General features: G+C 71.0%; 23 protein-coding genes. 18 read left to right on the forward strand and 5 right to left on the reverse strand.

What is annotated here, in order from left to right:
• Positions 1-184 precede the first annotated feature (184 nt).
• The 5 genes from ABS52_04875 (at position 185) to ABS52_04895 (ending at position 6,660) form a co-directional block, all read left to right on the forward strand.
• Entirely contained in the window at positions 185-874 is a 690-nt protein-coding gene (locus ABS52_04875) for a hypothetical protein (GenBank protein ID ODT04374.1), read from the forward strand.
• 3 nt (positions 875-877) lie between these two features.
• A complete protein-coding gene (locus tag ABS52_04880) occupies positions 878-4,474 on the forward strand; it encodes a hypothetical protein (GenBank protein ODT04375.1) in 3,597 nt (1,198 codons plus the stop codon).
• Positions 4,467-4,709, forward strand: a complete 243-nt coding sequence (locus ABS52_04885) for a hypothetical protein (protein ODT04376.1) — start codon at positions 4,467-4,469, stop codon at positions 4,707-4,709. Before ABS52_04880 ends, ABS52_04885 begins: the two co-directional genes overlap by 8 nt.
• Positions 4,710-4,712: 3 nt before the next feature.
• The gene (locus ABS52_04890; protein ID ODT04377.1) at positions 4,713-5,576 is read left to right on the forward strand and encodes a hypothetical protein; all 864 of its coding nucleotides are present in this window, start codon (positions 4,713-4,715) and stop codon (positions 5,574-5,576) included.
• A 67-nt stretch (positions 5,577-5,643) separates the two neighbouring features.
• Positions 5,644-6,660 carry a polyprenyl synthetase gene (locus tag ABS52_04895; GenBank protein ID ODT04378.1) on the forward strand — a complete coding sequence of 339 codons (1,017 nt, stop codon included), beginning with the start codon at positions 5,644-5,646 and terminating at the stop codon, positions 6,658-6,660.
• A gap of 31 nt (positions 6,661-6,691) precedes the next feature.
• On the opposite strand, the gene ABS52_04900 is transcribed toward ABS52_04895, so the two are convergent.
• Complete coding sequence (locus ABS52_04900) at positions 6,692-8,254, reverse strand: hypothetical protein (protein ID ODT04379.1); 1,563 nt, start codon at positions 8,252-8,254, stop codon at positions 6,692-6,694.
• Positions 8,255-8,470: 216 nt separating this feature from the next.
• On the reverse strand, positions 8,471-8,857 hold the full coding sequence (locus ABS52_04905; protein ODT04452.1) for an enamine deaminase RidA: 387 nt from the start codon (positions 8,855-8,857) through the stop codon (positions 8,471-8,473).
• A gap of 199 nt (positions 8,858-9,056) precedes the next feature.
• Here ABS52_04905 and ABS52_04910 point away from each other — a divergent pair, with 199 nt between their 5' ends.
• Positions 9,057-9,284, forward strand: a complete 228-nt coding sequence (locus tag ABS52_04910) for a hypothetical protein (protein ODT04380.1) — start codon at positions 9,057-9,059, stop codon at positions 9,282-9,284.
• Between the two features lie 59 nt (positions 9,285-9,343).
• Here ABS52_04910 and ABS52_04915 read toward each other — a convergent pair whose 3' ends face one another.
• Entirely contained in the window at positions 9,344-9,577 is a 234-nt protein-coding gene (locus ABS52_04915; GenBank protein ODT04381.1) for a hypothetical protein, read from the reverse strand.
• A gap of 339 nt (positions 9,578-9,916) precedes the next feature.
• Between ABS52_04915 and ABS52_04920 the strand changes: the two genes are divergently transcribed.
• From ABS52_04920 to ABS52_04960, 9 genes are read left to right on the forward strand one after another with little or no spacing between them, the layout of a single operon-like run.
• A complete protein-coding gene (locus ABS52_04920) occupies positions 9,917-10,300 on the forward strand; it encodes a hypothetical protein (GenBank protein ODT04382.1) in 384 nt (127 codons plus the stop codon).
• Positions 10,301-10,308: 8 nt separating this feature from the next.
• A complete protein-coding gene (locus ABS52_04925) occupies positions 10,309-12,180 on the forward strand; it encodes a hypothetical protein (protein ID ODT04383.1) in 1,872 nt (623 codons plus the stop codon).
• A 35-nt stretch (positions 12,181-12,215) separates the two neighbouring features.
• Entirely contained in the window at positions 12,216-12,440 is a 225-nt protein-coding gene (locus tag ABS52_04930) for an ATPase (GenBank protein ID ODT04384.1), read from the forward strand.
• Between the two features lie 11 nt (positions 12,441-12,451).
• Positions 12,452-13,036 (forward strand): hypothetical protein, encoded by a 585-nt coding sequence (locus ABS52_04935; GenBank protein ODT04385.1) that lies wholly within the window; start codon positions 12,452-12,454, stop codon positions 13,034-13,036.
• Complete coding sequence (locus ABS52_04940; GenBank protein ID ODT04386.1) at positions 13,033-14,037, forward strand: hypothetical protein; 1,005 nt, start codon at positions 13,033-13,035, stop codon at positions 14,035-14,037. The genes ABS52_04935 and ABS52_04940 overlap by 4 nt, the downstream gene beginning before the upstream one ends.
• The gene (locus ABS52_04945; protein ID ODT04387.1) at positions 14,034-14,363 is read left to right on the forward strand and encodes a hypothetical protein; all 330 of its coding nucleotides are present in this window, start codon (positions 14,034-14,036) and stop codon (positions 14,361-14,363) included. Before ABS52_04940 ends, ABS52_04945 begins: the two co-directional genes overlap by 4 nt.
• Positions 14,360-16,150: a V-type ATP synthase subunit A gene (locus tag ABS52_04950; GenBank protein ODT04388.1), complete on the forward strand. Its 1,791-nt coding sequence runs from the start codon at positions 14,360-14,362 to the stop codon at positions 16,148-16,150. Before ABS52_04945 ends, ABS52_04950 begins: the two co-directional genes overlap by 4 nt.
• The gene (locus ABS52_04955; GenBank protein ODT04389.1) at positions 16,147-17,538 is read left to right on the forward strand and encodes a V-type ATP synthase subunit B; all 1,392 of its coding nucleotides are present in this window, start codon (positions 16,147-16,149) and stop codon (positions 17,536-17,538) included. Before ABS52_04950 ends, ABS52_04955 begins: the two co-directional genes overlap by 4 nt.
• Positions 17,535-18,167, forward strand: coding sequence for a hypothetical protein (locus tag ABS52_04960; protein ID ODT04390.1), 633 nt, complete (start codon positions 17,535-17,537; stop codon positions 18,165-18,167). The genes ABS52_04955 and ABS52_04960 overlap by 4 nt, the downstream gene beginning before the upstream one ends.
• 107 nt (positions 18,168-18,274) lie before the next feature.
• On the opposite strand, the gene ABS52_04965 is transcribed toward ABS52_04960, so the two are convergent.
• Together ABS52_04965 and ABS52_04970 are read right to left on the reverse strand one after the other, a co-directional pair.
• Positions 18,275-18,688 (reverse strand): Co2+/Mg2+ efflux protein ApaG, encoded by a 414-nt coding sequence (locus ABS52_04965; protein ODT04391.1) that lies wholly within the window; start codon positions 18,686-18,688, stop codon positions 18,275-18,277.
• 74 nt (positions 18,689-18,762) lie between these two features.
• Positions 18,763-19,464, reverse strand: a complete 702-nt coding sequence (locus tag ABS52_04970; GenBank protein ID ODT04392.1) for a hypothetical protein — start codon at positions 19,462-19,464, stop codon at positions 18,763-18,765.
• 241 nt (positions 19,465-19,705) lie between these two features.
• On the opposite strand from ABS52_04970, the gene ABS52_04975 reads away from it, so the two are divergent.
• The 3 genes from ABS52_04975 (at position 19,706) to ABS52_04985 (ending at position 25,742) form a co-directional block, all read left to right on the forward strand.
• Positions 19,706-21,238 (forward strand): hypothetical protein, encoded by a 1,533-nt coding sequence (locus tag ABS52_04975; protein ID ODT04393.1) that lies wholly within the window; start codon positions 19,706-19,708, stop codon positions 21,236-21,238.
• 176 nt (positions 21,239-21,414) lie between these two features.
• On the forward strand, positions 21,415-22,551 hold the full coding sequence (locus ABS52_04980; protein ODT04394.1) for a hypothetical protein: 1,137 nt from the start codon (positions 21,415-21,417) through the stop codon (positions 22,549-22,551).
• A 5-nt stretch (positions 22,552-22,556) separates the two neighbouring features.
• Positions 22,557-25,742 (forward strand): hypothetical protein, encoded by a 3,186-nt coding sequence (locus tag ABS52_04985; GenBank protein ODT04395.1) that lies wholly within the window; start codon positions 22,557-22,559, stop codon positions 25,740-25,742.
• Positions 25,743-25,778: the final 36 nt, after the last annotated feature.

Here is a 25,778-nt window from a genome sequence, read left to right on the forward strand (position 1 = left end):
CCAGCCTCGCGCGCCCACCCGGTTCCCCGGACGCGGAGGATCACGCGGCTCGCCTTCGTGCACCACCTCGCGAGGTCGCCCGCGTCAGCGACATTCACCTCCCGGCTCCCTTCCCCAGTCGCTCGCTGTTGCGTGGCTCGTACTTTGCAGCAGTCCCGGCGCGGCCAGGCGAGGAGCGAGGGCAATGGCGAGCGCGCCACACACCATCCGGTCCGTCGAGGAACTGCGAGCCCAGGTGCCCGCTATCCTCAAGCGACTGAATGCCGACCAGTCCCTCCTGTTGGCGGCGGCGGCGAATCCGGTTCTCGCTCTCGAGGAACTGGGGTATCGCATCCCTAACGAGCTCCACCGTGAGCTGGACCACCGCATCCGCTTCTCGGCCACCGAGCGAGAACGCCTGGCTACGCTCGTCGCCCGCATGCACGAGATCGCCACCGTCCCGTTCGATCCGGATGATCCCGCCGATCTCGAGCGTATCCTGTTCACGCGACTCGAGCTCCCCGAACTCGCGGCGTCGCCGGTGCGGATAGCTATCACGGGAGCAGCAGGCGCAACGGAGGGGGCGAAGGAGATGTCGTCGCGCCGCAGCGGCACGCGGGAGCAGTCGCAGAGCGGCCCCATGTCCATCGCGCCGACGATCCTGCAACACCGGCTCGCGGTGCGATACCACGCCACGGCGGCGGGACCGGAGCCGGACGTGCTCCTGGCGCTCGCGGGAACGCACCCCATCGTCGAGCCCCTCCTGGAGTACCGCGCCATCGTCGCGCGCCACGCGCCGTTCGCGCCGCGCGCGCTGTACGAGCGTGTGCGCCGGGGCGCCATCGGTGGAGTCTCGCTCAAGCTGCGCGCCCGCCTCCATCGCCGGGAGGTGTGAGCCATGCCTGACCTGGGCGGCTTCGAGGTCGTGGGCGAACTTGCCGTCGCCACGCTGAACGAGATCCTCAAGGGGGCATGGGACAACAACATCGTTCCACACTCCGTGGACATCGCGGCGGGAACCGCCTTTGGCCCCTACCAGCTCGCCGACGGCGTCATCGACATCGCGCGCGATACCTTGCACCTGGACATGGACGTCCCGGTCAACGGCGTGCGCATCACGGTGCCCGCCGTGTGCCAGGTCGAGATCGCCAACGCACCGATTCCCAGCGCGCGCTTCTTCGACCTGACCACCGACGTCGTCGCACGCGTGCCGATCGGGGTGCTTCCCGGCACGATACACGTGGCGGCGCTGCTCGGCGGCATCCCCCGCTCCTCGGTCTCGGCGACGGTGACCAGTGGCGATCCGATCCCGGCCCTGACGTTGACGTCGGTCGCGGAGTTCGTGCACGCCAAGTATGCCGACGGCACCATTCCGCACACCGTGACGCAGAACGGCGTAGGGCTCGGTGTCTTCTCGGCCGATGCGTTCATCGAGCTGTTCGACGACGCCACGCATCCCACGCACGCGATCACCGTCACGCAACCGGCCCCCACGCAGGTGGTCGTGCGCATCCCGTTCCACCTGAAGCTTGCCAACCTATCGGCGGGGCTCTCGCCATGCGGTGTCGTCGGCAAGTTGGTGCTCACGAGCGACCTGGTCGTGGTGCCGGGGTCAGTGACCACGCATCTCGCCACGGCCGCGATCACGCTCGAGGACTATGCCCCCTCGCCGGCAAGCGACGCGCTCGGGAGCCATGACAGCGAGGGAAGCAACTACACGTTCAACAACACCGCGTCCGGAGGGCTGCTGGAGAATGCGGTCAAGGCACAGCTCACGGCCCGGGCCAATGCGGTGAAGGCGGCGGTTGGCAACATGACCGTCCCGGTGCCAACGCTGGCGCAGATCGAGTCGTTCATCGCCGACCAGGCGCACGCGGCCATCACCGGCCGTGGGGACATTGGACTCTGGACGCCCACCCCTCCACCCGATGGTGGGGTGACGGTGACCGACGTCAGGCCGCTGGCGCTCACCGACGCGATCGCCTTCTGCCTGAACAATCCCGGGGGGAACACCGGCGCGATCACGAACTTCATTCCGCCGGCCCGCTCGTGCGCCATCGCCATCGACGGCGCCAAGGTCATTGCGCTCATCCACGATCAGATCGACAAGCCGGAGGCCGAGGGGGGCTTCGGGGGAATCCCGCACACTTTCCACGACGTCGACGGCCACACGGCGCGGCTCACACGCCTGACGGCATCGCTGCGCTCGGGCTCGATCCATATAGAAGGCGATGTCACCGTCATCGACGCGATCGCCGACAGCATCGACGTGGACGCGTCGTTCGAGGCCGAAGTGGGGCTGGAATGGGTCGACCAGCCGGATGGGACGCAGATGCTGCGTCCCTTCGTGATCAGCCAGGATGTGGATCTCTCGCTCCTCGCCTGGATCCTGAGCTTCCTGCTGGGCTTCATCACGTTGGGTATCGTGGGGGGGATCATCGCCCTCGTCATCGTGGCGGTGGTGGAAGGGGTCGCGGAGAAGGTGGGCGGGGTCATCATCCGCGACGAGGTGACGGGGCAGGTGAAGGGGATCGGTGCGTGGCCACAGCAACTGGAGGGGATCGGCGATGTGACCGCCCGATTCGAGAATCCGGTGCTGATCGATCCGCAGAGCGTGATGTTCCCGGACGCGTACGTCGTGACGGCAACCTTCGCGTCGGTCCCCGATGCCCTCGCGCAGGCGAATGGTCCGTACGTCGTGCCCGAGGGCGCCGAGGTGACATTCCAGGGCGGGCCACTTACGCCGAACACCACGTACTCATGGGCGTTCGGCGACGGCGCGGTCGCCCACACGCGGGTGGCTACGCACCGCTACGCCGACAACGGACTCTACATCGCCAAGTTCACGACGGCCGTGAACGAAGTGGGGGGCGTCGTGACGCGGCACTTTGCCGCCGTACGCGTGGACAACGTAGCCGCCAGCGTCGATGCCGGAGCTCCACTGACCATCGACGAGGGTCAGGAGGTGGACTTCGTCGCCACCTTCACCGATCCGGGGTGGCCCGACACGCACACGGCAGTCTTCGACTTCGGCGACCGCCAGCTGCCCGCCATCGGGGTGGTACAGGAGAAGCACGACGCGCCGCTCGGCACCGGGACGGCCAGCGCCGCCCACGCGTACTGCGACAACGGGACATACACGGTGACCGTGCGCGTGATGGACGATGACGGCGGCGTGGGTGTGGACACCCGGACAGTCACGGTCCGCAACGTGCCGCCGACGGTGGATGCAGGGGAGGACATGTTCGCGTACCGCTGCACACCGATCACGCTCGTCGCCCGCTTCACCGACCCCGGCTGGTGCGACACGCACACGGGGATCTGGGACTTCGGCGACTGCACGCCGGCGATACCGGCGACGGTGCGCGAGCGCCATGAACCACCCGCCGGGTGCGGGCTCGTGGCCGCGACGCATCGCTACGAGTGCTGCGGCGACTTCGTTGCGGCCGTGACGGTATCCGACGACGACGGCGGCGTAGGGCGCGATTCGCTGGTGGTACGCGTGGTGGACGTGGTGAACGGCGACTTCGAAGGGGGATTCCGGTCACTCGACGCGGGCCTGGTGGCGAATGGGTGGGAACCGTACGCCGTGGGGAAGGGGGCGGTCGCACGATTCGACGCCGACGAGTTTGTGGTGCACGCGGGACAGCGTGCGCAACGCGTGACGTGTGGAGGTGCGACAGCGCGTGCGGGGCTCATGCAACATGTCGGGGCCAATCGTGACTGGGATTACCAACTCGTCGCGTGGTTCCATGCGCGCGAGCATTCGGGGGCGCGTTACCGCCTCGGCATCGACCCGGCCGGGGGAACCAACCCTGATGGTGCGACCGTCGTATGGGGCGAATCCCGCGACGACCATCGCTGGACCGTCCTCGCGGTGCGCGCGACGGCGACGGCGCGACGGCTGACCATCTTTCTCGAGGCGTTCGTGGACGCGAATGCTACGAGGGAGGGGACGGCGTGGTTCGACGACGTGTCGCTACTACCGTATCCCTGTCCCCTGGGCGACGCGCCCCCGTGTCGGCCGCCGCGTGAACGGGAGGTGTGCATCGACTGGCGGGAGGAGCCGAGGCCGCGTGTGATCGGCGTCACGTTCCGTGATCGGGGTTTCACGTTCACCTCCATCGGGCAGGATCCCCTTCGCATCGTCGTGTGGGGGCCCCCCGCGAACACCGGCAAGCTGCAGCTGCCGCGCAAGCAGATGGTGGTGGAGCTCCCGTACGCGGCGAGTACCGTGACGGCCCACGTCACGGCGAGCACATCCGTACCGATCGTCATGCGGGGAAGGACCACTGGAGGGAACACGGAACCGGTGGCATCTTCGGGAGTCCAGGGGGCGATCGAAGCGCTGACGCTCCGCGGGACAGGCATTACGCAGTTGGAGTTCGCCGGGGGAGGCGGTGAGGGACTGCTGGTCGATCTCTGCATCGCCGACGCACAGCAAGGGACGGACGCGCCACCTGACACCACTCCGAGGGGAGCACGCCATGGCTGACAACGGCACCACCACGATTCACATCGCGAGCTGGCCCAAGGAGCCGGCCGCCGTCAACATGTCGATGGACTCGGCGCTCACGCTCAAGTCGGAGGTGCCGTTATGCATCCGGCTGTGCGAACCGATCTGTGCGAAGAGCGACTACAGCATCGGCATCACCATCTTCGACCGTCCGGTCGCGACGATCGCCATCTCGGGCGTGACGCGCTTGTTCAACTGCGACGAGAAGCGGTAATCCGTGGCGGCGCGGAAGAAGGCGAAGGCCGCGGCGCCCAAGGCACGACGGCGCAAGGCGCGACCGGCGAAACAGGTGGAGGAGGCTCCGGCTCCTCCGGCCAACGAGGACACAGCGATGAAGGCAGCCTCCCGCGATGCCGCGGCGTTCCGTGAATCGGCGGAACGGCTCGCGGGCCTCTCGAAGCGTGCCACACGGGCGGCGTCCGCGACGGCGTTGGGCGCGTCGCGCAGCGCGATGGCCGCGGCGCCCGCCGTGGTCGTCAAGGCGGCGACCATCCTCGAGGAGGAAATCGCTATCACGCTCGGCGCCGTGAAGCGAATCGAGCAGCGATTCATCGACGTTGATGCCATGCGCAAGCACGCTCCCGACGCGGTGATGGCCAAGTTCCGGCGTGACGCGCATGATGCCGTGGACATCATTCTCGACGTGCTCACCGCCGCCGCGCAGACCGTCGGGGCGCAGGCGGGGAGGTTCGTGAACGTCACGGCGGGGGCGTCCGCACCGTCGGCTGGGCAATCCGATGGGGCGCCGGCCGGGTTGCAGGTGCCGGCATTGCGCATCCCCGGCACGGTGACGGCCGGGAGGGCGGGGGTGGTGGCCATGGCGCTGGAGAATCCTTCGGATGTCGGCACCGCGAGCTTCACGCTGCACGCGTCGGACCTGGTGAGTGCGTCGGGCACGCGCATCGAGTCGCAGCACGTGGTGTTCACGCCGGCAAGCCTGAGCGTGGGGCCCCGTCAGGCTGGACGCGTGGAGGTGAGCGTCGCGGTCCCACCGGGGACGCCGGCCGGCACCTACGAAGGTCTCGTGCGGGCCACCCAGATGGAAAACCTGCGGGCCATGCTTGCGGTCGTCGTCGCGTAGCGTGGGTACGCCGATTCTGGACAGCCCCGCGCGCTCGCGTGTCGCGACCCGGCGCCGGCGCAGGGCCATGGTGGAGCGCTGGCTCGGCGAGTACAAGCGAGAGACCATCGACGCCCTGCTGACCTACCTGCCCAATACCGAGCCGAGGCGGTATCTGTACGATTTGGTGCCGCAGTATCCCCTGCGGGCGGGGAAGGGGCTACGCCCCGGACTGTGCATGGCCACCTGTGCCGCCTTTGGCGGGAGGCGAGCATCCGCGCTCAACTCCGCCGTCGCGCTGGAGCTCTTCCACAACGCCTTTCTCGTGCACGACGACGTGGAAGACGGCAGCCTGAATCGGCGCGGACTGCCCACGCTGGCCGCCGAGCACGGCCTTGCGATCGCCGTGAACGTGGGCGATGCGATGAATGTCCTGAGTATCGAGCCTCTCATGCGGAACCTCGAGGCGCTCGGCCCAGAGGTCACCTGGAAGGTGTTCTGCGAGATCCAGCACATGGCCCGGCAGTCGGTGGAAGGACAGGCGATGGAGCTGGGTTGGGTGCGCGACAACGTCGTGGACCTGGCAGACGCCGACTACCTGCGCATGACCCTCAAGAAGACGTGCTGGTACACCTGCATTCACCCGTGCCGTATCGGCGCGATCGTCGCGAGCCGTGGGGCGATCGATGCGGACCGGTTCAACCGATTCGGCTACTTCATGGGGGCGGCCTTCCAGATCCAGGATGACGTGCTCAACCTGGTGGCCGACGAGGCGAAGTATGGGAAGGAGATCAACGGCGACATCTGGGAAGGAAAGCGCACGCTGATGCTGATCCACCTGCTCGCCAACGCGACCAGCACGGAGCGCGAGCGGCTGCGGACCTTCCTGGCGACACCGCGCGTCGCACGCCGTGAACGCCAGGTAGCGTGGGTACGCGCGAGGATGGACGCCTACGGGAGTATTGCCCATGCGCGGGCGTGCGCGCACGAGCTCGCGGTGGCGGCGCTTTCCGAATTCCAGCTGGCATTTGCCGACGCGCCACCAACCCCCGAGAAGTCGTTCATCGAGGGGATCGTCCTCTACATGATCGAGCGCGAGCTGTAACCCGGACTTTCGCGACAGCGCTGCGGCGCAGTCACGATGGCGGTGCGGGAAGGGTGAGACGCACCGCGCCTGGCGCCCCGGGGGCGGCGTGATCGCGTGGCGTCATCGCTCGCAGGTAGCTGCGAGTGGCCTCCGCCGCGAGCTCGCCGCCCTGCATCACGACAGCGGTGAGCCACGTCAGCAGCCCGGCCGGGTCGCGGGCCAGCGCCGCCGCCGCGTCGCGCACCACAGCGGCGCCCGAGCTGGTCCGGGTGAGCACTGCGCGCGGTCCCCGCAGCAGGGTCCAACCCGCGGCCAGGACGCCGGAGAAGAGGGCCTGATCGATCGTGCGCCCGATGATGTGCGGGCTGAGCGCGTGGTGAGACGGAATGAGTCCGGCCAGCACGGCGCCGCAGACGTCGGCATAGCGGGGGTCCACACGCGCGCGCGCCGCGATCACCTTGAGCAGTTGCAACCAGAGGGTGTTGAGATGCCGATTGCGGATGCACTCGACGATCAACCCGGCAAAGGCCATGTCGTAGCGCAACTCGCGGTTGACGCGGTCGGCATAGGGCTGCAGGGCGGCCGCCTCGCATGCGTCATGCGCCAGGCACGGCGCCGCGTGCTCCGCCGCCCAGCGCCCGCTGAGGAGGGCGTACTGGATCCCCTCGCCGTTGAGCGGATTGATGAAGCCCGCCGCGTCTCCGACGAGCATGATGCGGTCACCGACGAGGGGGAGCGACGGATCGTAGGTGGACAGGGGCCAGCCGACGATCTTGCCCACGATGCGCGCCGCTCCCAGGCGCTGACGGAGCGCTGGGTCGCTCTCCACCAGGCGTAGCATCATGTCCCGCAGGTGGTCGGTCTGCGGGGGAAATGTCTCGAGGACCATCCCGACGCCCACATTGGCGATGCCCCTCCCCGTGGGAAAGAGCCAGTAGTATCCGGGGAAGCTCTCGGCCGAGAAGTAGAGATCCGACTGGTCCTCAGGGCCCGCGTCGCCCTCGTAGTAGGCGCGCACGGCGATGATGCGCGAGGCATCCGGCGGTGGCGCGCCGCGCAGCGCGCGGGCGACCGTGGAGCTGCTGCCGTCGGCGCCAACGACCAGCCGCGCGGTGAGGGCACGTTCGCCGTCGGGCGTGCGGACGCGCACGGTGGCCACTGCGCCGCTGCTGTCCACGCCCAGCACGCTGGTGCGCTCGAGCACGCGTGCGCCGGCGTCGCGGGCCGCGCCGAGAATCCAGGCGTCGAGCTGGAGGCGGGGAATGCAGCGCCCATAGTCGGGGAGCCCGTCGAGCGCCGGCATCGGGCGGGCGATGAGGGGCTTGCCGTCGGCGTAGAGAGCGGCGCGACGGATGATGTTGGAGGCACGGTAGTCGGCGCGCGTGGTCACGCCTAACGCCGCCAGCTCCTCGAGCGCCACCGGCCCCACGAAGTCGCCGCAAACCTTGTCCCGAGGAAAGGCCTGACGGTCGAGCAGCAACACCTGCCACCCGGCGCGGGCCAGGTGTGCGGCCGCGGCCGCGCCAGACGGGCCGCCACCGACCACGATCACGTCGGAGTCGACGCGGGGCGCCAGGGTTATGCGCACCGCGCCGGCGGAGTTCGCGTGCATGAACGCACCTCGAGTCCAGTGAAGACCGCGCCTGCGGTTGCAGCACCCGAGGCGAGTTTAATGATGGCGTGCCCCGGCCGTCCAGCGTGGCCCGCCGGCACGCGGTGCCCGCGGCCCACACCCGGGTGGCGTCGAACTCGACCATTGCACGGAGCGAGACCACCCTGAGGGCGGTGCGGCGCCATGACGAGATCCCGCGTCACGGCCGGGTGCGTCCTACCGCGTCACGGCAATCGCCTCGATCTCGATCATCCAGTCCGGGCGCGCGAGGCGCGAGACCTGGACGAAAGTGCTGGCAGGCGTGTGCGTGGCGGAGATGTATCGCGACCGCACGTCGCGCACGACGGCGATTTGCGTGGCATCGGTGACGTAGTAGTTGGCCTTGACCACGTCGGCAAAGGTGGCCCCTCCGGCGGCGAGGGCGCGCCGGAGGTTCTCGAAGACCTGCTCGGCCTGGGCGCGAAGGTCGCCCGCCCCCACCAGCGTCCCGGTGGAATCCATCGACACCTGCCCGGAGATGTACAGGGTGCGCCCCCCGGTCGCCTCGACCACGTGGGTGTAGCCGCTGGGGGTGAAAAGTGTGGCGGGGTTGAGGCGGCGGATGACCGGGGAGCGTTGCGCCTGGGGGATCGTCGGTTGCGCGCGGCCGGTCGAGACGACGACGCAGGAGGCAGCGAGCGTGATCAGGATGCGCGTGATGTGTGACATGGGACGGAGGTGGTGTGGTCGGCGGGTGCGTCGAGGGACAAGGACAGTGCGCGCACGGCGCGCCGCGCGCGAGGGGCTGGCTCGCGGCGGCCATGTGAAGGGGAGGAAGATGCTCGCGTTCGTCTGCCTCTCGATCGCGATGGCGATCAGCGCCTGCTACGAGCTGGTGGAGTGGGGGGCGGCGGCGGCGTCGGGGCAGGGGGCCGAGGAGTTCCTGGGGACCCAGGGCTACGTATGGGACACGCAGTCGGAGATGTGGTACGCGCTACTCGGCGCCAGCGCCTCACTGATCCTTAGTGGAGGAGGAGGTCGCCGCCGGTGACAGCGATGGTCACCCTGGGGAGACGCCGGTCGACGCACGATCGCGTGTGCGCACCGAGCTCAGCGCAGGAAGCGCCGCGCCACCTGCTCCAGACGCTCGTCCTTCGCGCGCTCCGCCTCGGCGAGCACCTCTTCCACGTACGGCCTCAGCGCTGGCTCCCCCCACAGATAGCCAGTCGCGCGCTCGGCGAGCTGGGTCTCGTTCACGCGCGCTGCCTCGAGGAGGGCACGGGCGGCCGCGCGGTCGAATCCCGGGGCGTCCCGATCGGGTAAGTCGTAGTGGCGGCGGGGCATCTCCCCTTCCGCGTCGTCTCTCAAGAATGCTCGTGACATGCATGCCCTCCCATCAGACTCCTCAGTGACGCGTACCGAGGGAATGCCGACAAGTTACTGCCTCCCCCCCGCGCCTGGGGGCGGACTTCGACGTCGTGGGCCATCGGGGGGCATCGCGCGGCCGGTGCAGACACGAGGAAGGGTCGACACTCCCGTCCACGGCCCCTTCCGTCCGCCAAATCCCTACTTCCTCCCCCGCCTATCCCCTCCACCACAAGACACCCCCCATCACCTAGCGTAGAAGTGTAGACACCACCGGACCGTCGTTGGCCCGGCCAGCACACCTTGCAGCGAGGCTCCATGGGTAGTCGGCTCGGTCCACACGTCCCAGGCGGAAGCCAGGACGGGAGTGCGCTCGAGGCGCTCCTGTCTGCGGAGCGAGCGATCGCCGAGCGCCTCGCCCAGGCCGAGGCCGAGAGCGCCCGCATCGTCGGCGAGGCGCGCGCCCGCCTCGAGCAGCAGCGCTCGGAGGCCCGCGCCGCCCTGCAGGACGAACTCGGCGCTGCCGACCGCGCCCAGCGCGCCGCCGCTGCACGTGACGAGTCTGCCGCCGCCGAGCACGACGCTCGCGAACGGCACCGGCTCGACAGCGTCACCGACGCCGAGCTGCTTGCCCTCGCCGATACGGCCCTGGCCCTCGTGCTGGGGCTGCAGCGCGACGCGACGATGGGGCGCGCGCCATGATCATTCCCATGGCCAAGGTCCGCGTCCTCGGGCCGCGCGAACAGCTCGACGACACGCTGCGTGTGCTGCAGGACTTCGGGCTCCTTCACCTCAACGATGCATCGGGGCATGGGGGGCTCGTGGCCCCCTCGTCCGACCCGCGCGCTGTGCGCCACCGGCGACAGCTGGCCCACGCGATCGAGGACATCGACCAGGCCCTGGCGATCCTCGGCGTACGACCGTTGCCGCTGGCGGTTGGGCCGGCGAATGCGGGCATGCTGCCTCGCTGCGTCGCACTGGCTCGGCGCGCGCGACGGCAGGCGCAGCGAAACGCGGCGCGCGAGGCGCACCTGAACGAGGAGCGCGCGCTCATCGAGCGCTATCGCGACTTCTTCCAGGCGGTGCTCCCCACGGTGCGCCGGCTCGCCGACACTCCGCGCCTGACGAGCTACGCGGTGATCGTCCCGGCGGCCCAGGCCGGGCGGCTGGCCGAGGCCGAGGCATCGCTTCGCGAGGAGATCGGCCCCGCGTTCGCGCTCACCGCGCGTCCCCTGGCCGGGGGTGACGTGGCGGTGCTCCTCGTCCTCCCGCGCGAGTTCGCCAGTCGCCTCGAGGCGCGGCTCTCCGAGGCACGCGTGCCCGAGGTGCCGCTGCCCGGCGAATACGCCGGGCTCCCGCTCGAGCAGGCGATTCCGCGCATGATGGAGCGCCTGGCCGTGATTCCGGCGGAGTTGCAGGAGTGCGCACGCGAGCGAAGGGAGCTCTGGACGCGTCATGGCAAGGCGCTCACCGAGGCCTCGGCGGCGATGCACGACGTGCTCGCCCGCGACGAGGCCCGCGCGCGCGTCGGCGTGACGGCGCACGCCTTTGCGCTGGAAGGGTGGCTACCGGAGCGCAACATCAGCGAGCTCTCCACGCGGTTGCGACCGGCGGGGAGCGAGCCGGTCGTGGTGGAGCAGGTGGGGCGCGAGGAATGGCGCGCCGAAGATGCGCCGGTCGTGCTCAACAACCCGCGCTTCTTCCGCCCCTTCGAGTCGATCGTCAAGCTCCTCCCCCTACCGCGCTACGGCACCATCGACCCGACGCCGTTCGTCGCCGTCTTCTTTCCCATGATCTTCGGGATGATGCTGGGTGACGTCGGCTATGCCCTCGTCCTCGCGATCATCGGCGTGATCCTGCATCGCGGGTCGCGGCCCGACACGCTGGCGCGCACCGTCGCCGGGATCGCCGGCCCGTGCGCGGCCTTCAGCGCGATCTTCGGCGTGCTGTACGGTGAATTCTTCGGCACCCTGGGGCGCCACCTGTTCGGCATGCGCGCCCTGGCCATCGATCGCGAGGAATCGGTGACGGCCGCCCTCATCATCGCCGTGGCGCTGGGCGCCGTGCACGTCCTGCTGGGCCTCGTGCTCGGGGTCGTCAGCGCGTGGCGCCACGAACGACGGCACGCGCTGGGGAGCGGGGTCTCGGCCCTGATGGTCGTCCTGATCGTCCTGGTCCTTCTCGCCGCCTTCGAGGTGCTCCCGAAGGCGCTCTTCTCGCCGATGGTGATCGCCCTCCTCGTGGCCTTTCCGATCCTGGTGCTGCTGGAGGGGTTCATCGCCCCCATCGAACTGCTCGCCACGTTAGGCAACATCCTCTCGTATGCGCGCATCATGGCCATCGGCACGGCGTCGGTGATGCTCGCCGTGGTCGCCAACCAGATGGTCGGGGCGTTGGGGAGCACCGTCGTGGGGGTGATGTTCGCCCTCCTGTTCCACCTGGTGAACTTCGCCATCGGGGTCTTCAGCCCCAGCATCCACGCCATGCGCCTCCATTTCGTGGAGTTCTTCGGAAAGTTCTACAGCCCGGGGGGGCATGCCTACGAGCCGTTCTCGCACTGGCGCCCCACCTCGGGACATTGACGCCCCACGCAGGAACCACCTCAGGGAGGAACTGAATGGACACGATGTGGATCGCCATCAGCGCCGCGGCCGTGCTCGGCATCTCAGCCGTGGCCACGGCATGGGCCCAATCGAAGATCGGCGCCGCCGGGGCCGCGACCCTCGCCGAAAAGCCGGAACTGAGCGGCACCATCATCATTCTCGTGGCCATTCCCGAAACCATGGTGATCCTCGGCTTCGTGGTGGCCGTGCTCATCATCCTGCGCGGCGGCGGGGGGTGAGGGAGACCCACATGAGCGCCACACCCCTCACCGAGCAGCTGTTCCGTGACGCCGACGCCGAGGTGGCGCGGCGCCTCGCCGCGGCGCGCGCCGAGGCCGCCCGCCTCGAAGCGGAAGGCGCCGCCGCGCTCGACGCCGAGCGGCGCGAGGCCCTCGCGCGCCGCGCCAGGGCGTTAGGCGCTGAACTGGACGGCGAGCGCGCGGCGCGGGACCGCCGTCGCCACTTCGACCTCCTGTCGGCGCAGCGCCGCCTGGTCGAGCGCGCCCTCGAGGTGGCCATGCGGCGCGCGCCGGAGCTCGTCGTACGCGACGACGTGGCCGAGGCGCTGCGACAGATGCTCCGCCGCGCGCTGGCGTACCTGCCCGAGGGTGATGGCGCCGTCCGGTGCCATCCGCTCGTGCTGTCGGCGTTGCACGGGACGGACGATCTCCGCGGCGCGACGATCGGGGGCGACGAGGCGCTCGCCTTCGGCTTTGTCGCCGAGTCGCGCGACCGGCGCGTGCGCATCGACGCCACGCTCGAGACCCTGGTGGCGCGCGAGCGGGAGGCGCTGTCGATCGCGCTCGTCAGGCGCCACGCGGAGGGGCGGCCGTGAGCGACTGGGGCGACCTCGTGGCCCGCGTGCGCGGGCTCTCCACGCACCTGCTGGGCGCCGGGCAACTGCGCGCCATCGCCGGCAGCGGTGGGCTGGCCCAGCTCTCGGCGGCGATCGCCCAGGCCGGCGTGATCCCGGCGCCGCTCGAGCGGGCGGGGGTCCGCCTGCTGGAGCAGGGCATTCGCCGGCACGCCGCCCGCCAGCTGCACCTCGTGTGGCGGTGGGCGGGCGACCGGACGTCCCGGCTGGCGCCGCTCGTGGAGGACGAGGATCGCCGCAGCATCCGGGCGATGCTGCGGGGCGCCGCGTCGGGCACCCCGCCCGAGGCGCGGCTGGCCGGCCTGGTCGCGACGCCGTCGCTCCCCGAGCGCGCGCTGCTCGAGCTGGCGCGGCGGGGCGACGTGGCGTCGGTCGCATCACAGCTGGCGGCGATGGGATGTCCGTACGCGAGTGCGATCCTCGAGGAGGCGTCCCGGCAGTATCCCGACCTGTTGCGGCTGGAGTGCGCCCTCAACACCAGGTTCGCGGCGCGCGCCACGGCGGCCGCGGCACGCGCCGACGCCCCCATGCGTGCGCACGTGTCGAGCGTCCTCGACGTCGAGAACTGCTGGACGGCGCGCCTCCTGCCGGTGAACGGGTCGCCGGCCGACGTGGCCGACTACTTCGTCGAGGGAGGGGCGGAGCTGTCGCGCGATCGCTGGTTGGCCGCCGCGACCGCCCCGACCGTCGTGGCCCGCGAGGCGATCCTGCAGCAGACGGCCGCATCGCCGTGGCTGCGGGCCGCGGCGGCGGGCACGGCGCGTGTCGAGGACGCGGTGTTGCAGGCGACGATCGCCCACCAGCACGGGCTCGCCCGACAGGACCCGCTCGGCACGGCGCCGATCATCGAGTACGTGCTGCGCCTTCGCGCGGAAGTGCGGGCGCTGCAGCGGATGGCGTGGAGCGTGTCGCTGCGGGTGCCGGCGGCGGCGATCGCCCAGGCGCTGGAGCCGGTTCCATGAGGGGGACCGTTCATGCCGTCGCCTCGCCCGCCGTGGCGACGGGCTTTCGCCTGGCGGGGGTTCCCGCGACCGAGGCCGAGGACGGGGTTGCGGCCACGGCGGTGCTTCAGCGGCTGGCCGCGATGCACGACTGTGGCATCCTGCTGGTGGAGCAGTCGCTCCTGGCGGGGATTCCCGACGAGGCGCGCGCGGGGCTGGAGCGCAGCGCCGTCCCCCTCGTCGTCCCCGTCCCCGCGCCGTCGTGGGGTGAGGAGGCGCGCGGCGGCGAGGACTACATCCTCGCGCTGCTGCAGCGCGCCATCGGCTACCGCGTGAGGCTCCAATGACCGGGGGCGCCCGCATCACGCGCATCGCCGGGTCGCTGGTCGAGGCCACGCCCCTCACCGGTTCGCTCTACGAGCTGGCCTTCGTCGGGACGCGCCGCCTCCTCGGGGAGGTGATCCGGCAGGAGGGATCGCGCGCCACGCTCCAGGTGTACGAAGACACCACTGGCCTCGCGCTCGGCGAGCCGGTCGCCACCACCGGCGGGTCGTTAGGCGTGACACTCGGCCCCGGCCTGTTGGGCAGCGTCCTCGACGGCGTGGGGCGCCCGCTGGCGCGCGTCGCCGCCGCCACCGGCGACTTCATCACGCCGGGGGCCACGGCCGCCACGCTCGACGAGGACGCGCGCTGGACCTTTGCGCCGCGCGTCGCCGCCGGCGACACCGTGCGCGCCGGCGACGTGCTGGGGACCGTGGACGAGAAGCCCGGACTCCCCCACCGGATCCTCGTCCCGCACGGCGTCGAGGGAGTCGTGCGCCGCCTGGAGGCCGGGGCGTACACGGTGCGCGACGCGGTCGGTGAGCTCGAGGATGGCACGCCGCTTCGCCTCTCGCATGCCTGGCCCGTGCGCGTGCCGCGGCCGTTTCACCGGCGGCTCCCGCCGTCCCGGCCGTTCATCACCGGGCAGCGCGTCTTCGACCTCCTCTTCCCCGTGGCCGAAGGCGGGGCCTGCATCGTCCCCGGCGGCTTCGGCACGGGGAAGACCATCGTGCAGCAGTCGCTCGCCAAGTTCGCCGAGGCCGACGTGGTGGTGTACGTGGGGTGCGGCGAACGCGGCAATGAGATGACCGACGTGCTCACCGAGTTCCCGGCCCTCATCGACCCGCGCACCACGCGACCGGTGATGGATCGCGCCGTGCTCGTGGTGAATACCTCGAACATGCCCGTTGCAGCTCGCGAGGCGTCGATCTACCTCGGCGTCACGATCGCCGAGTACTACCGAGACATGGGGTACCGGGTGGCGCTGATGGTCGACAGCACCTCGCGTTGGGCAGAGGCACTGCGCGAGATGGCGGCGCGGCTGCAGGAGATGCCGGGCGAGGAGGGATATCCCACGTACCTCGCCAGCCGGCTCGGGCAGTTCATGGAACGCGCGGGTCGCGTGCAGGCGGCCGGGGCCCCGGAGCGGCACGGGGCAGTCACCATCATCAGCGCCATCTCTCCGCCCGGCGGGGATTTCTCGGAGCCGGTGACGCAGGCGGCGTTGCGTGTGGCGGGGGCGATGTGGGCACTCGACGCCTCGCTGGCGCACCAGCGCCACTACCCGGCCGTCGACTGGGACACGTCGTTCTCCCTCTTCGCGTCGCACGTGCGCGACCACTTTGCCGAGGCCGGTGGGAGCGACTGGGATGCGCTGCGCGCCGAGATGGTGGCGCTGCTGCAGCGGGAGCGCGAGTTGCGAGACATCGCCAGTCTCGTGGGACCCGATGCGCTCGAGGATGCCGATCGGCTGGCGATGGACGTCGCCGCGCTGGTGCGCGAGGTGATCCTGCGCCAGAACGCCTTCCACCCCAACGACGCCGTCTCGTCGGTCGCGCGCACCTACGCCCTGGCCTCGGTTGCGGTGGCGCTGCATCGCGCCGCGACCGACGCGCTCGCCGATGGTGTCCCGCTGGCCCGGCTCGACCTGGTGGCTCCGCGCCGTGCGCTGGCCGCCCTGCGCGATGGTGACGAGGGCGACGTCGCGGCGCTCGCCGCCGCCGCGCGTGAGGCGGTGCGCGAGGTGGCGCCGCGCACGTACCCGCCGAGCGCGCCCGACGCCACGCCATCCACGCGAGGATCCGTCGCATGATCGCCCTCGAACGCCGTTACCGGGGCGCCTCGTATGCCGCCGGCCCTCTCCTCTTCGTCGAGCAGGTCCGGGGGGTCGCGCTGGGGGAGTGGGTGGTGATCCGCGACGCAGGACACGCCGACCGTCGCGGGCAGGTGATCGAGACGTCGGAGTCGGTGACGGTGGTGCAGCTCCTCGACGAGAGCATCGGCCTCGCCCCCCACGCCGTCGACATTGCCTTTACCGGCCGGGTGGCGACCACCCCGGTGGGGCGGGACTTGTTAGGCAGGGCATTCGATGGGCACGGGGCCCCGGTCGATGGGCTCCCGGCGCCGATCGGCGAGGCGGTGCGATCGGTCAACGGCGCCCCGCTCAACCCGGTGCGCCGCCGCCCCCCATCCGACTTCATCGAGACGGGGATGTCGGCGATCGACGCGATGAACACGCTGGTGCGCGGGCAGAAGCTCCCGATCTTCTCGGGTCCCGGCTTGCCCGCGCTCGAGATCGCCGCCCGCATCGTGGAGGGGGCGCGTGCCCCGCGCGACGAGCCCTTCGCCGTGGTCATGGCCGGCGTGGGGATCACGGCGCGCGAGTCGGGGGAGTTCCTCGACCGCGTGCGCGCGAGCGGCGTGCTGCCGCGCACCCTGCTGTACATCAACGAAGCATCACATCCCGCCGTCGAGCGCCTCAACGCCCCGCGCCTTGCCCTCACCAGCGCCGAGTTCCTGGCGTTCGAGGCCGGGATCCACGTCCTGGTCGTCATCGCCGACATGACGCACTACTGCGAGGCCCTCCGCGAGATTGCCACCGCGCGCGAGGAGATCCCCGGGCGACGCGGCTACCCGGGCTACATGTACACCGACCTCGCGAGCATCTACGAGCGCGCCGGGCTGGTGCAGGGGCGCGAGGGCTCGATCACCCAGATCCCGATCCTGACGATGCCCGACGAGGACATCACGCATCCGATTCCCGACCTCACCGGCTACATCACCGAGGGGCAGGTGGTGCTGAGCCGCGAGCTGCAACGGCGCGGGGTCAACCCGCCGATCGACGTGTTGCCGAGCCTGAGCCGGCTGATGAGCGCCGGGATCGGGAAGGGGAAGACGCGCGCGGAGCACCGGCAGTGGTCGGATCAGCTGTACGCCAGCTACGCGCGCGGACGCGAGGCGCGCACGATGGCCGCGATCGTCGGCGCCAGCGGCCTCGCCGAGGCCGACCGACGGGCGCTGGATTTCGCCGACCGCTTCGAGCGGGAGTTCGTGAACCAGGGGGCGGGACGGCGCACCATCGATGAGACGTTCGAGATCGGCTGGACGCTGCTGGGACAGCTTCCGCGCGAGGACCTGGTGCGCATCGACGATGCGACGTGGGCCGCCCGCGCGGCGCCCGTGACGCCGCCGTCGCCATGAGCCAGCGCGAACGCCTCGCCGCCACCCGCATCAACCTGCTGCGCGCGCGCAAGGAGCTGGCGCGCGTGCAGAAGGGGGCGTCGCTCGTCAGGCGCAAGCGCGAGGCGCTGGTGGCCGAGCTGTTCCGGATCGCCCGGCCGGCCATGGACGTCCGCTCGCGCATCGCCGCCGCCGCGCGCGAGGCGTCCGAGTCCCTCGTCGACGCACTGGGCGTCCACGGGGCAGGGGAGCTCGAGCGCATGTCGTGGCCCGTACGCGAGGTCGTCGTCGAGTTGCAGCCGGCGACCGTCTGGGGGATCCCCGTGTCGGACGTGACGGCGAGGCCGCAGCTGCGCCGGAGCCTGGCCGCGCGCGCCCTCGCCCCGGCCACCGCCGGCCCCGCCGCGTCGAACGCCGCCTCGCGCTTCGAGGCGCTGGCCGACCTCCTGATCGACGCCGCGCCGCGCGAACAGCGCGTGCGGCGGCTCGGCGAGGCGGTCTCGCGCGCGAGCCGTCAACTTCGCACCCTCGAGCACCAGCTCGCCCCCCGTGTTGCCCGGCAGATCGCCGCCGTGCGCCAGCAGCTCGACGAGCGCGAGCGCGAGGAACGGCTCCGGCTCAAGCACGTGCAGCACCGGCGGTCGAGGTAGGTGCCGCCGGCGAGGCGAGTGCGAGGGGGGCGGCCCCGCCTGTCCAGAGTCGATGCGACGGCGCCGATGCGACGGCGTCGATGCGACGGCGCCGACACGCGGTGCGGTCAGCCTCCCCACCCCCCGTTGCTCTCCGCCACCAGCGCAAAGCGCGGAACGATCGCGTCGAACTCCGACCCGTCGTCGCGCACGAAGTGGTAGCTCCCCTCCATCCATCCCACCGGCGAGGTGAGGACGCAGGTCGACGAGTACTCGTGCGCCGTGCCGGGCGCGATGCGAGGCTGCTCGCCGACGACGCCGTCGCCCTCGACGACGGTGTCGGGTGCCCCCTCGTCGTGGATCAGCCAGCGGCGCGTCAGGAGGCGCGCCGCTGGCGCGCCGATGTTCTCGATGCGGATGCGATACGAGAAGACGAAGTGCCCCGCCCCTGGATTCGACCGCCCGGCCACGTACGCGGGGCGGGCGGTAATCCGGATGCCGTCGGTGATGCGGTGGTGCAGGGCGACCCTGGCGGCGGCCATTCGTGGAGGCTGAGGGGAGTGGGTGACGGCGACGCACCGCGTGCCATGCATGGGAGCTATCAACGAAACGCCGCTCACTCCACCGCGGTTTCGCCTCGCTCGTAGGTCCCGAGATATCCGAACATCGCGCGACGCAACTCTTCCATGTAGCGCGAGCGCTGCTTCGGCGCCGAACGGGCCATCTGGGTCGTGATCGCTTCGCCGATCACCATCAGGATCTCGACGCGCCGGGCACACTCTCCCCGCGTGGCCGCCGGGTCTCGCATGCCGAGCAACGCGACCAGCGCCTTCCCCATGGCCTCGCGCGCCGCCGCGTCCTTCATGGAGGGCGCCGATTCCATGCCGTGAAGGACGAAGTACGCCGGGGTGCGCGCCATGAAGTCGGCGAGGAGGGCGAGCAGGCGATCCACGAATGCCGCGAAGGGAAGCCGTGACCACTCGCTCGCCTGAGCCTGGATCCGAGCGGCCATCGCGTGCCCCTCGGCGGCGTACCGCCGGCGCAGCGCCTCGAAGATGGCATCCTTCGTCGGGAAGAAGTGGTACATCGACCCGACCGACGCCCCGGCGCGACGCGCCAGCTCGTGGACCGAGCAGGCCGATGGGCCCGCCTCGATGATGAGCGCCTCGGCGGCGTCGAGGATCTCGTCGACGCGTCGCCGTCCGCGCTCCTGCCGGGGGAGGCGCTGTGCCAGCCCCTCGCTCCCCTCGTCGGCCACGGACGCCGACGCCAGCGGCGTCGTGCGTCCGCGACCCTTCGCTGGCGGCTCAACGGTCATCGGCGTGCGGATTCGGCCCGGCGAGCGGGCAGTGGCGACCGGCGTTCATACTAGGATTGACATTCTAGAATATTCGTTCTTAAATTGCAAGCGGAACTCGCATGCCACTTGCCACTCCCCGGACGAGCCATTGCCCGTGTCCATTCATCGCCCTCCCCGTCGCGGGAGCATCCGGCGTCGCCCTGCCTGCGCGGCCGTCGTCCCCGAGCAGCGCGCGCCACGCCGCGTCGCGAGTGTCCTGGTGGCCACGGTCCTGGCACTTGCCGCCCTCACGCCGGTGCTCGCCGGCGCGCAGTCCGGCCGCGCCGCCAGCGTCGCCGCCCCTCCTGCTGCGGCATCGGGCGAGGCGGCGTCGGCGGCCGTTGCTCGTCAGGCACGCGCGGGCGCCGACAGCATCCCGCTCACGCTCGAGCAGGCGCTCGCCCGCGCACTCGGCGAGAGCCAGGAGGTGCGCCTGGCCCGCGCGCAGGTCTCGCTGGCCGATGCGCAGGTCACCGCCGTGCGCGCGCAGGCGCTCCCGCAGATCGACGCGTCGCTCTCGTACACCCGGACCTATCGATCGCCGTTCAACACCGGGGGGATGGCGATCCCCGATTCGATGAAGTTCGAGCCCGACTCGACCGGAACGGTGCTCGAGCGATTGAAGTACCTCGAGGAGAACGCCGAGAAGGCCGGGTTGGGGGGACTCGGGTCGCTGTTCAGCGGGCTCCCCTTCGGCCGCCCGAACACCTACGTCGGGACCATCACCGGGTCGCAGGTGCTCTACTCCGGCGGGCGCGTCGGCGCGGCGCTGCGGATTGCCTCCGCGTACCGCGACATGGCGAGCCTGGACTATCGCGAGCATGTGTCCGAGGTGGGGCTGCAGGTGCGGCGCGCCTATGTGCGGGCGGCGCTGTCGCAGCAACTGGAGCAGATTGCCCAGGCGGCGCTCGACCAGGCCGAGCGCTTCCTGGCGCAGGAGCGCCTGCGGCTGCAGGCAGGGACGGCGTCGGAGCTGGAAGTCCTCCGTGCCGAGGTGGCGGCGGAGAACCTGCGGCCGCAGCTGGTCGAGGCCCGCAACGGCGCCGAGGTGTCGCTCCTCGACCTCAAGCGTCTCGTCGACCTTCCGCTGACGCAGCCCGTGCGCCTGACGACTGCCCTCGTGGCGCCGGCCAGCGTCGACACGCTCGCCGATCCCGATCCCGTGCGCGTGGCCGATGAGCGCGCGGCCGTGGCCGCGGCCGATCGCCAGGTCTCGATCCGCGAACGGCAGGTGACGATTGCCCGCGGGAATTTCCTCCCCTCGGTGGGACTGCGCGTGAACTACGGCGGCCAGCGCTTCCCGAACACCGTGTGGGGGCTCGGCGGGGCGCCGCTGCGGCGCGACGTCTCGGCGACGATCGGCATCCAGCTCCCGCTCTTCACCGGCTTCCGGCGTTCGGCCGAGCTGAACCAGGCGCAGGTGGAACTGGAGCGCTCCCGATTGCAGCTGGGACAGCTGCGCGAGGGGGTGCAGGTGGAGTACCAGCGCGCGCGCGGCGAGCGGGCGCGAGCGCTGGCGAGCATCGCCGCGCGGACGCGCAACGTGGAGCAGGCGCAGCGCGTGCACGACCTCACCGTCCTGCGGTACGAACAGGGGCTGGCCACGCAGCTCGAAGTGTCCGACGGGCGGCTCGCCCTCCTGCAGGCGCGCACGAACCTGGCCCAGGCGACGGCCGACTTCCTCCTTGCCGACGCGAGCGTCGACCGCGCCCTCGGGCGCGTTCCCGCAGTCGTTGCCGGCCGCCAGCGGTGACTGCCATGCGCCTCACGCCGCACCCCTTGCACCTGACCGCACGCCCCGGCGCCGCCCGACACGCGCCGTGCGTCCCGACTCCCGACCTTTCCGACGAGCGCACGATGTCACGCCGATTGCAGATTGTTCCGCCCCTCCACCTGTCCCCCCGGGGCGGCTCGGCCCGCGTCAGCACGGTGCGGATGATGGGGATCGTCGGCGCGGTGGTCTTCCTTGCCGCGTGCGGCGCTTCGGGCGGGGAGGGGGCGTCGGCGTCCGCCGCGAAGGGCGAGGCGCCGGGCGCCTCCGACACGCGCGCCAAGGCGCTGCTCGTCTTGACGTCGCAGGACCTGGTGGTCGCCAGGTCGGCCGAGATCGGCGACGCCGTCGTGCTGAGCGGCCCCCTGCAGCCCAAGGAGGTCGTGGCGCTCCGCGCGCGCGTGGGCGGGACGATCACCGGGCTGCGGGTCGACCGCGGCTCGCCGGTGCGGGGCGGGGAGCGCCTGGCGACGATTCGCGCCGCTGGGATCGTGAGCCAGGCGGCGGGGGCCAAGGCGTCGGTCGCCGCCGCCGAGGCGAACCGCGCGCTGGCGCAGCAGCGGCTGGAGGCCGCGCGCTCGCTCTTTGCCGCCGGCGCGATGTCGGCGATCGAGCGCCAGAGTGCCGAGGCGGCGTACGAGGCCGCCGTGGCGCAGGTGGCGGCGGCGAAGGCGCAGGAGACGAGCGCCAGCGAGGCCGCCGACTACACCAGCGTGGTCTCGCCGATCGATGGCGTGGTCAGCGCCCGCACGAGGCGCGACGGTGAGAGCGTCGCGCCTAACGATGAGATCCTGACCGTCGTGAGCGGGCGCACCCTCGACCTCGCGGGGCAGATCGGCGTCGACGATGCGGCGCGCGTGCGCGCGGGGCAATCGGTGACCTTCACCCTCGACGCCTTCCCGGGTGAGGTGTTCCGCGGGCGGGTAGCGCGCGTGGACCCGGTCGCCGATCCCGGTACCCGGCAGGTCGGGGTGCACGTCGAACTGCCGAATCCCGGGGGGCGCATCGTCGGCGGGCAGTTTGCGCGCGGGCGCATCGCGCTCGGCAGCGTGACGGCCATCGTCATCCCCATGACGGCGGTGCAGGGAGGGGCGCTCGACGGCAAGGGCGGGTATGTGTACGTCGTGGCCAACGGGCGAATCAGCCGCCGCGCGGTCACGCTGGGCGTGCGCGACGAGGCGGCTGGCACCGTCGCCGTGACCAGCGGCCTGGCCGCCGGTGAACAGGTGATCGCCACCCCCACCACGGACGTGGTCGACGGCGCGGCGGTCCGCGTCGTGGCCCCGAAGGAGTAGCGGCGATGTCCAGCGGCTCACCGGGCGGAGCGGGGCTCAGCGCCCTCGCCATCCGTCGCCCCGTCTTCACGACGATGATGATGCTGGCGCTCGTCGTGCTGGGGATCTTCAGCTATCGCGGGCTGGCCATCGACCAGTTCCCGAACGTCGACATCCCCATCGTGACGGTGCAGACCGTCTATCCCGGGGCGAGCGCGGAGACCGTCGAGCGCGAGGTCTCGCGGCGCATGGAAGAGGCGTTCAACCCCGTGCAGGGGGTGGACAAGATCACCTCGGTGTCGCTGGAGGGAGTGTCGCAGGTCATCGTGGAGTTCGACCTCGAGCGCGACGGCGACGTGGCGGCGCAGGACATCCGGACGAAGATCGAGACGATTCGCCGCGACCTCCCGGGCGACATCGACCCGCCGATCGTGCAGAAGCTCGACCCCGGCGCCCTGCCGATCCTCTCGCTCGGGCTCTCCAGCCAGGCGACGCCGCTGGTGGAGTTGACGACCCTCGCCGATGAGGACGTACGGCGCAAGCTGGAGTCGGTGTCGGGCGTGGGCGAGGTGCGTCTCTCGGGTGGGCTCAGGCGCGAGATCCGCGTCAACCTTATCCCCGGCAAGCTGCAAGCGTTGGGCGTGACCGTGCCCGAGGTGATGGGGGCGCTGCAGCGGCAGAACCTCGAGATCCCCGCGGGGCGCGTGGAGCAGGGGCCCAACGAGCGCATCGTGCGCGTGACCGGGCGCATCACGGACCCACGCCAGTTCGACGAGGTGATCGTCGCCACGCGGGGGGGGAGCCCCGTGCGCCTGCGGGAGGTCGCGCGCGTCGAGGTCGGGAACGAGGAGGAGCGCTCGCTCGCCCTGCTCGGGAACGAGCGCACGGTGGCCCTGGACGTCATCAAGGTCTCGGGCGCCAACACCGTCGCCGTCGCCGACGGCGTGCAGGAGGCGCTGGCCGAGCTGCGCGGGACGCTCCCCGATGGGGTGGAGCTGTCGGTCATCCGCGACAACTCGGTGCAGATCCGGCACTCGGTGGAAGACGTGATCAAGGAGCTGATGATCGGCGCCGTGCTGACGATCATCATCGTCATGCTCTTCCTCAACGACTGGAAGGCGACGGCGATCACCTCGCTCGCCCTCCCGGTCTCGGTGATCTCGTCGTTCATCCTCATGGGTGCGCTGGGCTTCACGCTCAACATGCTCACGCTGATGGCGCTCTCGCTGTCGATCGGGATCCTGATCGACGATGCCATCGTGGTGGTGGAGAACATCGTCCGCCATCGGGAGATGGGGCGCGACCACTTCACGGCCGCGGGGACGGCCACCCGCGAGATCGCGCTCGCCGTGATGGCGACGACGTTCGCGATCGTGGCGGTCTTCGCGCCGGTGGCCTTCATGAAGGGGATCATCGGACGGTTCTTCTACCAGTTCGGCCTCACCGTGTCGTGGGCGGTGCTCGTCTCGCTGTTCGTCTCGTTCACGCTCACCCCGATGTTGAGCGCGTGGTGGGGAGTGAACCCCCATGGTGGCGAGGGCGGTAACGCCATCACGCGCGCGATCGGCACGTTCAATCGCTGGTTCGACCGGCAGGCCGAGGGGTACCGGGGCGTCATCACCTGGGCCCTCCGGCACCGCCGCTCCACCATGGGGCTCGCCGTCGCGAGCCTGGTGGGGGCGCTGGCGCTGGTCCCCTTCATCGGCGGGAGCTTCCAGCCCGATACCGACAAGGGGGAGTTCGTGGTGCAGGTCGAGGCACCGGCGGGACAGAGCCTGGCGTACACGCGGGGCAAGGTGGAGCAGGCCATCGCCACGCTCGAGGCGCTGCCGGAGGTGAACTACGTGTACACCACCGTGGGCTCGGGGGCCACCGGGACGGTGACGACCGGCGAGCTGTACGTGAAGTTGCACCCGGCGGCCCGGCGCACGCGGTCGCAGCAGGAGGTGATGGTCGCGGCTCGCGCGGCGCTGGCGCCCATCCACGGGTTGCGCACCGGCGTGTACATCGCCAGCGACATCGGGGGGATCCGTCCCCCGCTGGCGATCGAGGTCCGTGGGCCCGAGACGTCGGAGCTGGCGCGCATCGCGAGCCTGGTGCTGCGCGAGGCGGGGCAGGTGCCGGGGGTCGTGGACCTCAAGTCGTCGCTGGGCGATCCCAAGCCCGAGTACCGCATCGCCCTCGATCGCGACGTGGCCAACCGGATCGGGATCGATGTGGGCCAGGCGGCGGCGACCATTCGCCCCCTGATGGCGGGCGAGACGGCGACGCGCTGGGAGGATCCGTCGGGTGAGGAGCGTGATGTCGTGGTGCAACTCGCCCCCGAGTTCCGCCGCTCGCTCGAGGACGTGGGGCAGATCCCGGTGCCGACGGCGGCGCGTGGCGTGGCGGGCGTCTCGACGATTCCGCTCCGCGACGTGGCGACGATCACGCAGGGGGCCGCGCCGGCGCAGATCGACCGCAAGGCGTTGCAGCGCATCGTGACCATCTCGGGCAACCTCACGCTGGAGACGTCGCTGTCCGAGGCCTCGCGGGCGATCGCCGCCCGGGTGGCGTCGCTCGAGCTCCCGCCGGGGTACGACATCGCGCTCGGCGGCGACACCGAGCAGCTGGCGGAGACAGGGGGCTACGTGCTCGAGACGCTGGCCCTGGCCATCATCCTCATCTTCCTCATCCTCGCCTCGCAGTTCGAGTCGTTCACGCAGCCGGTGGCGATCATGCTCTCGCTTCCGCTGTCGCTCGTTGGGGTGCTCCTGGCACTCCTGCTCACCGGGACGACGCTGAACATGATGTCGATGATCGGCGTCATCATGCTCATGGGGCTGGTGGTGAAGAACGCCATCCTCCTCGTCGACAATGCCAACGAGCGGCGGGCGATGGGGCACGACCGCTTCGTGGCCCTGGTCGACGCCGGCGTCGTCCGGCTCCGCCCGATCATGATGACCACGCTGGCGATGGTGGTCGGGATGATCCCGGTGGCGCTCGGACTCGGCGAGGGGGGCGGCTTCCGGGCGCCGATGGCGCGGGCGGTGATCGGCGGGCTCCTCACCTCGACGATGCTGACGCTGGTCGTCGTCCCGGTGGCATACAGCTACCTCGACGACCTTGGGTCGTGGTTCAAGGGGAAGCTCGTCACCCCGGAGCGGGAACGAGAGATCACCGAGGAGCGACGGGCCTCGGGACTCGCGGCGGAGACGGGCTGGGGAGACTGAGGCGGCGGCGCGGCGGGCCATTCCGCGCCTGCGTGT

It is taken from the genome of Gemmatimonadetes bacterium SCN 70-22 (assembly GCA_001724275.1).
Lineage (GTDB): Bacteria > Gemmatimonadota > Gemmatimonadetes > Gemmatimonadales > Gemmatimonadaceae > SCN-70-22.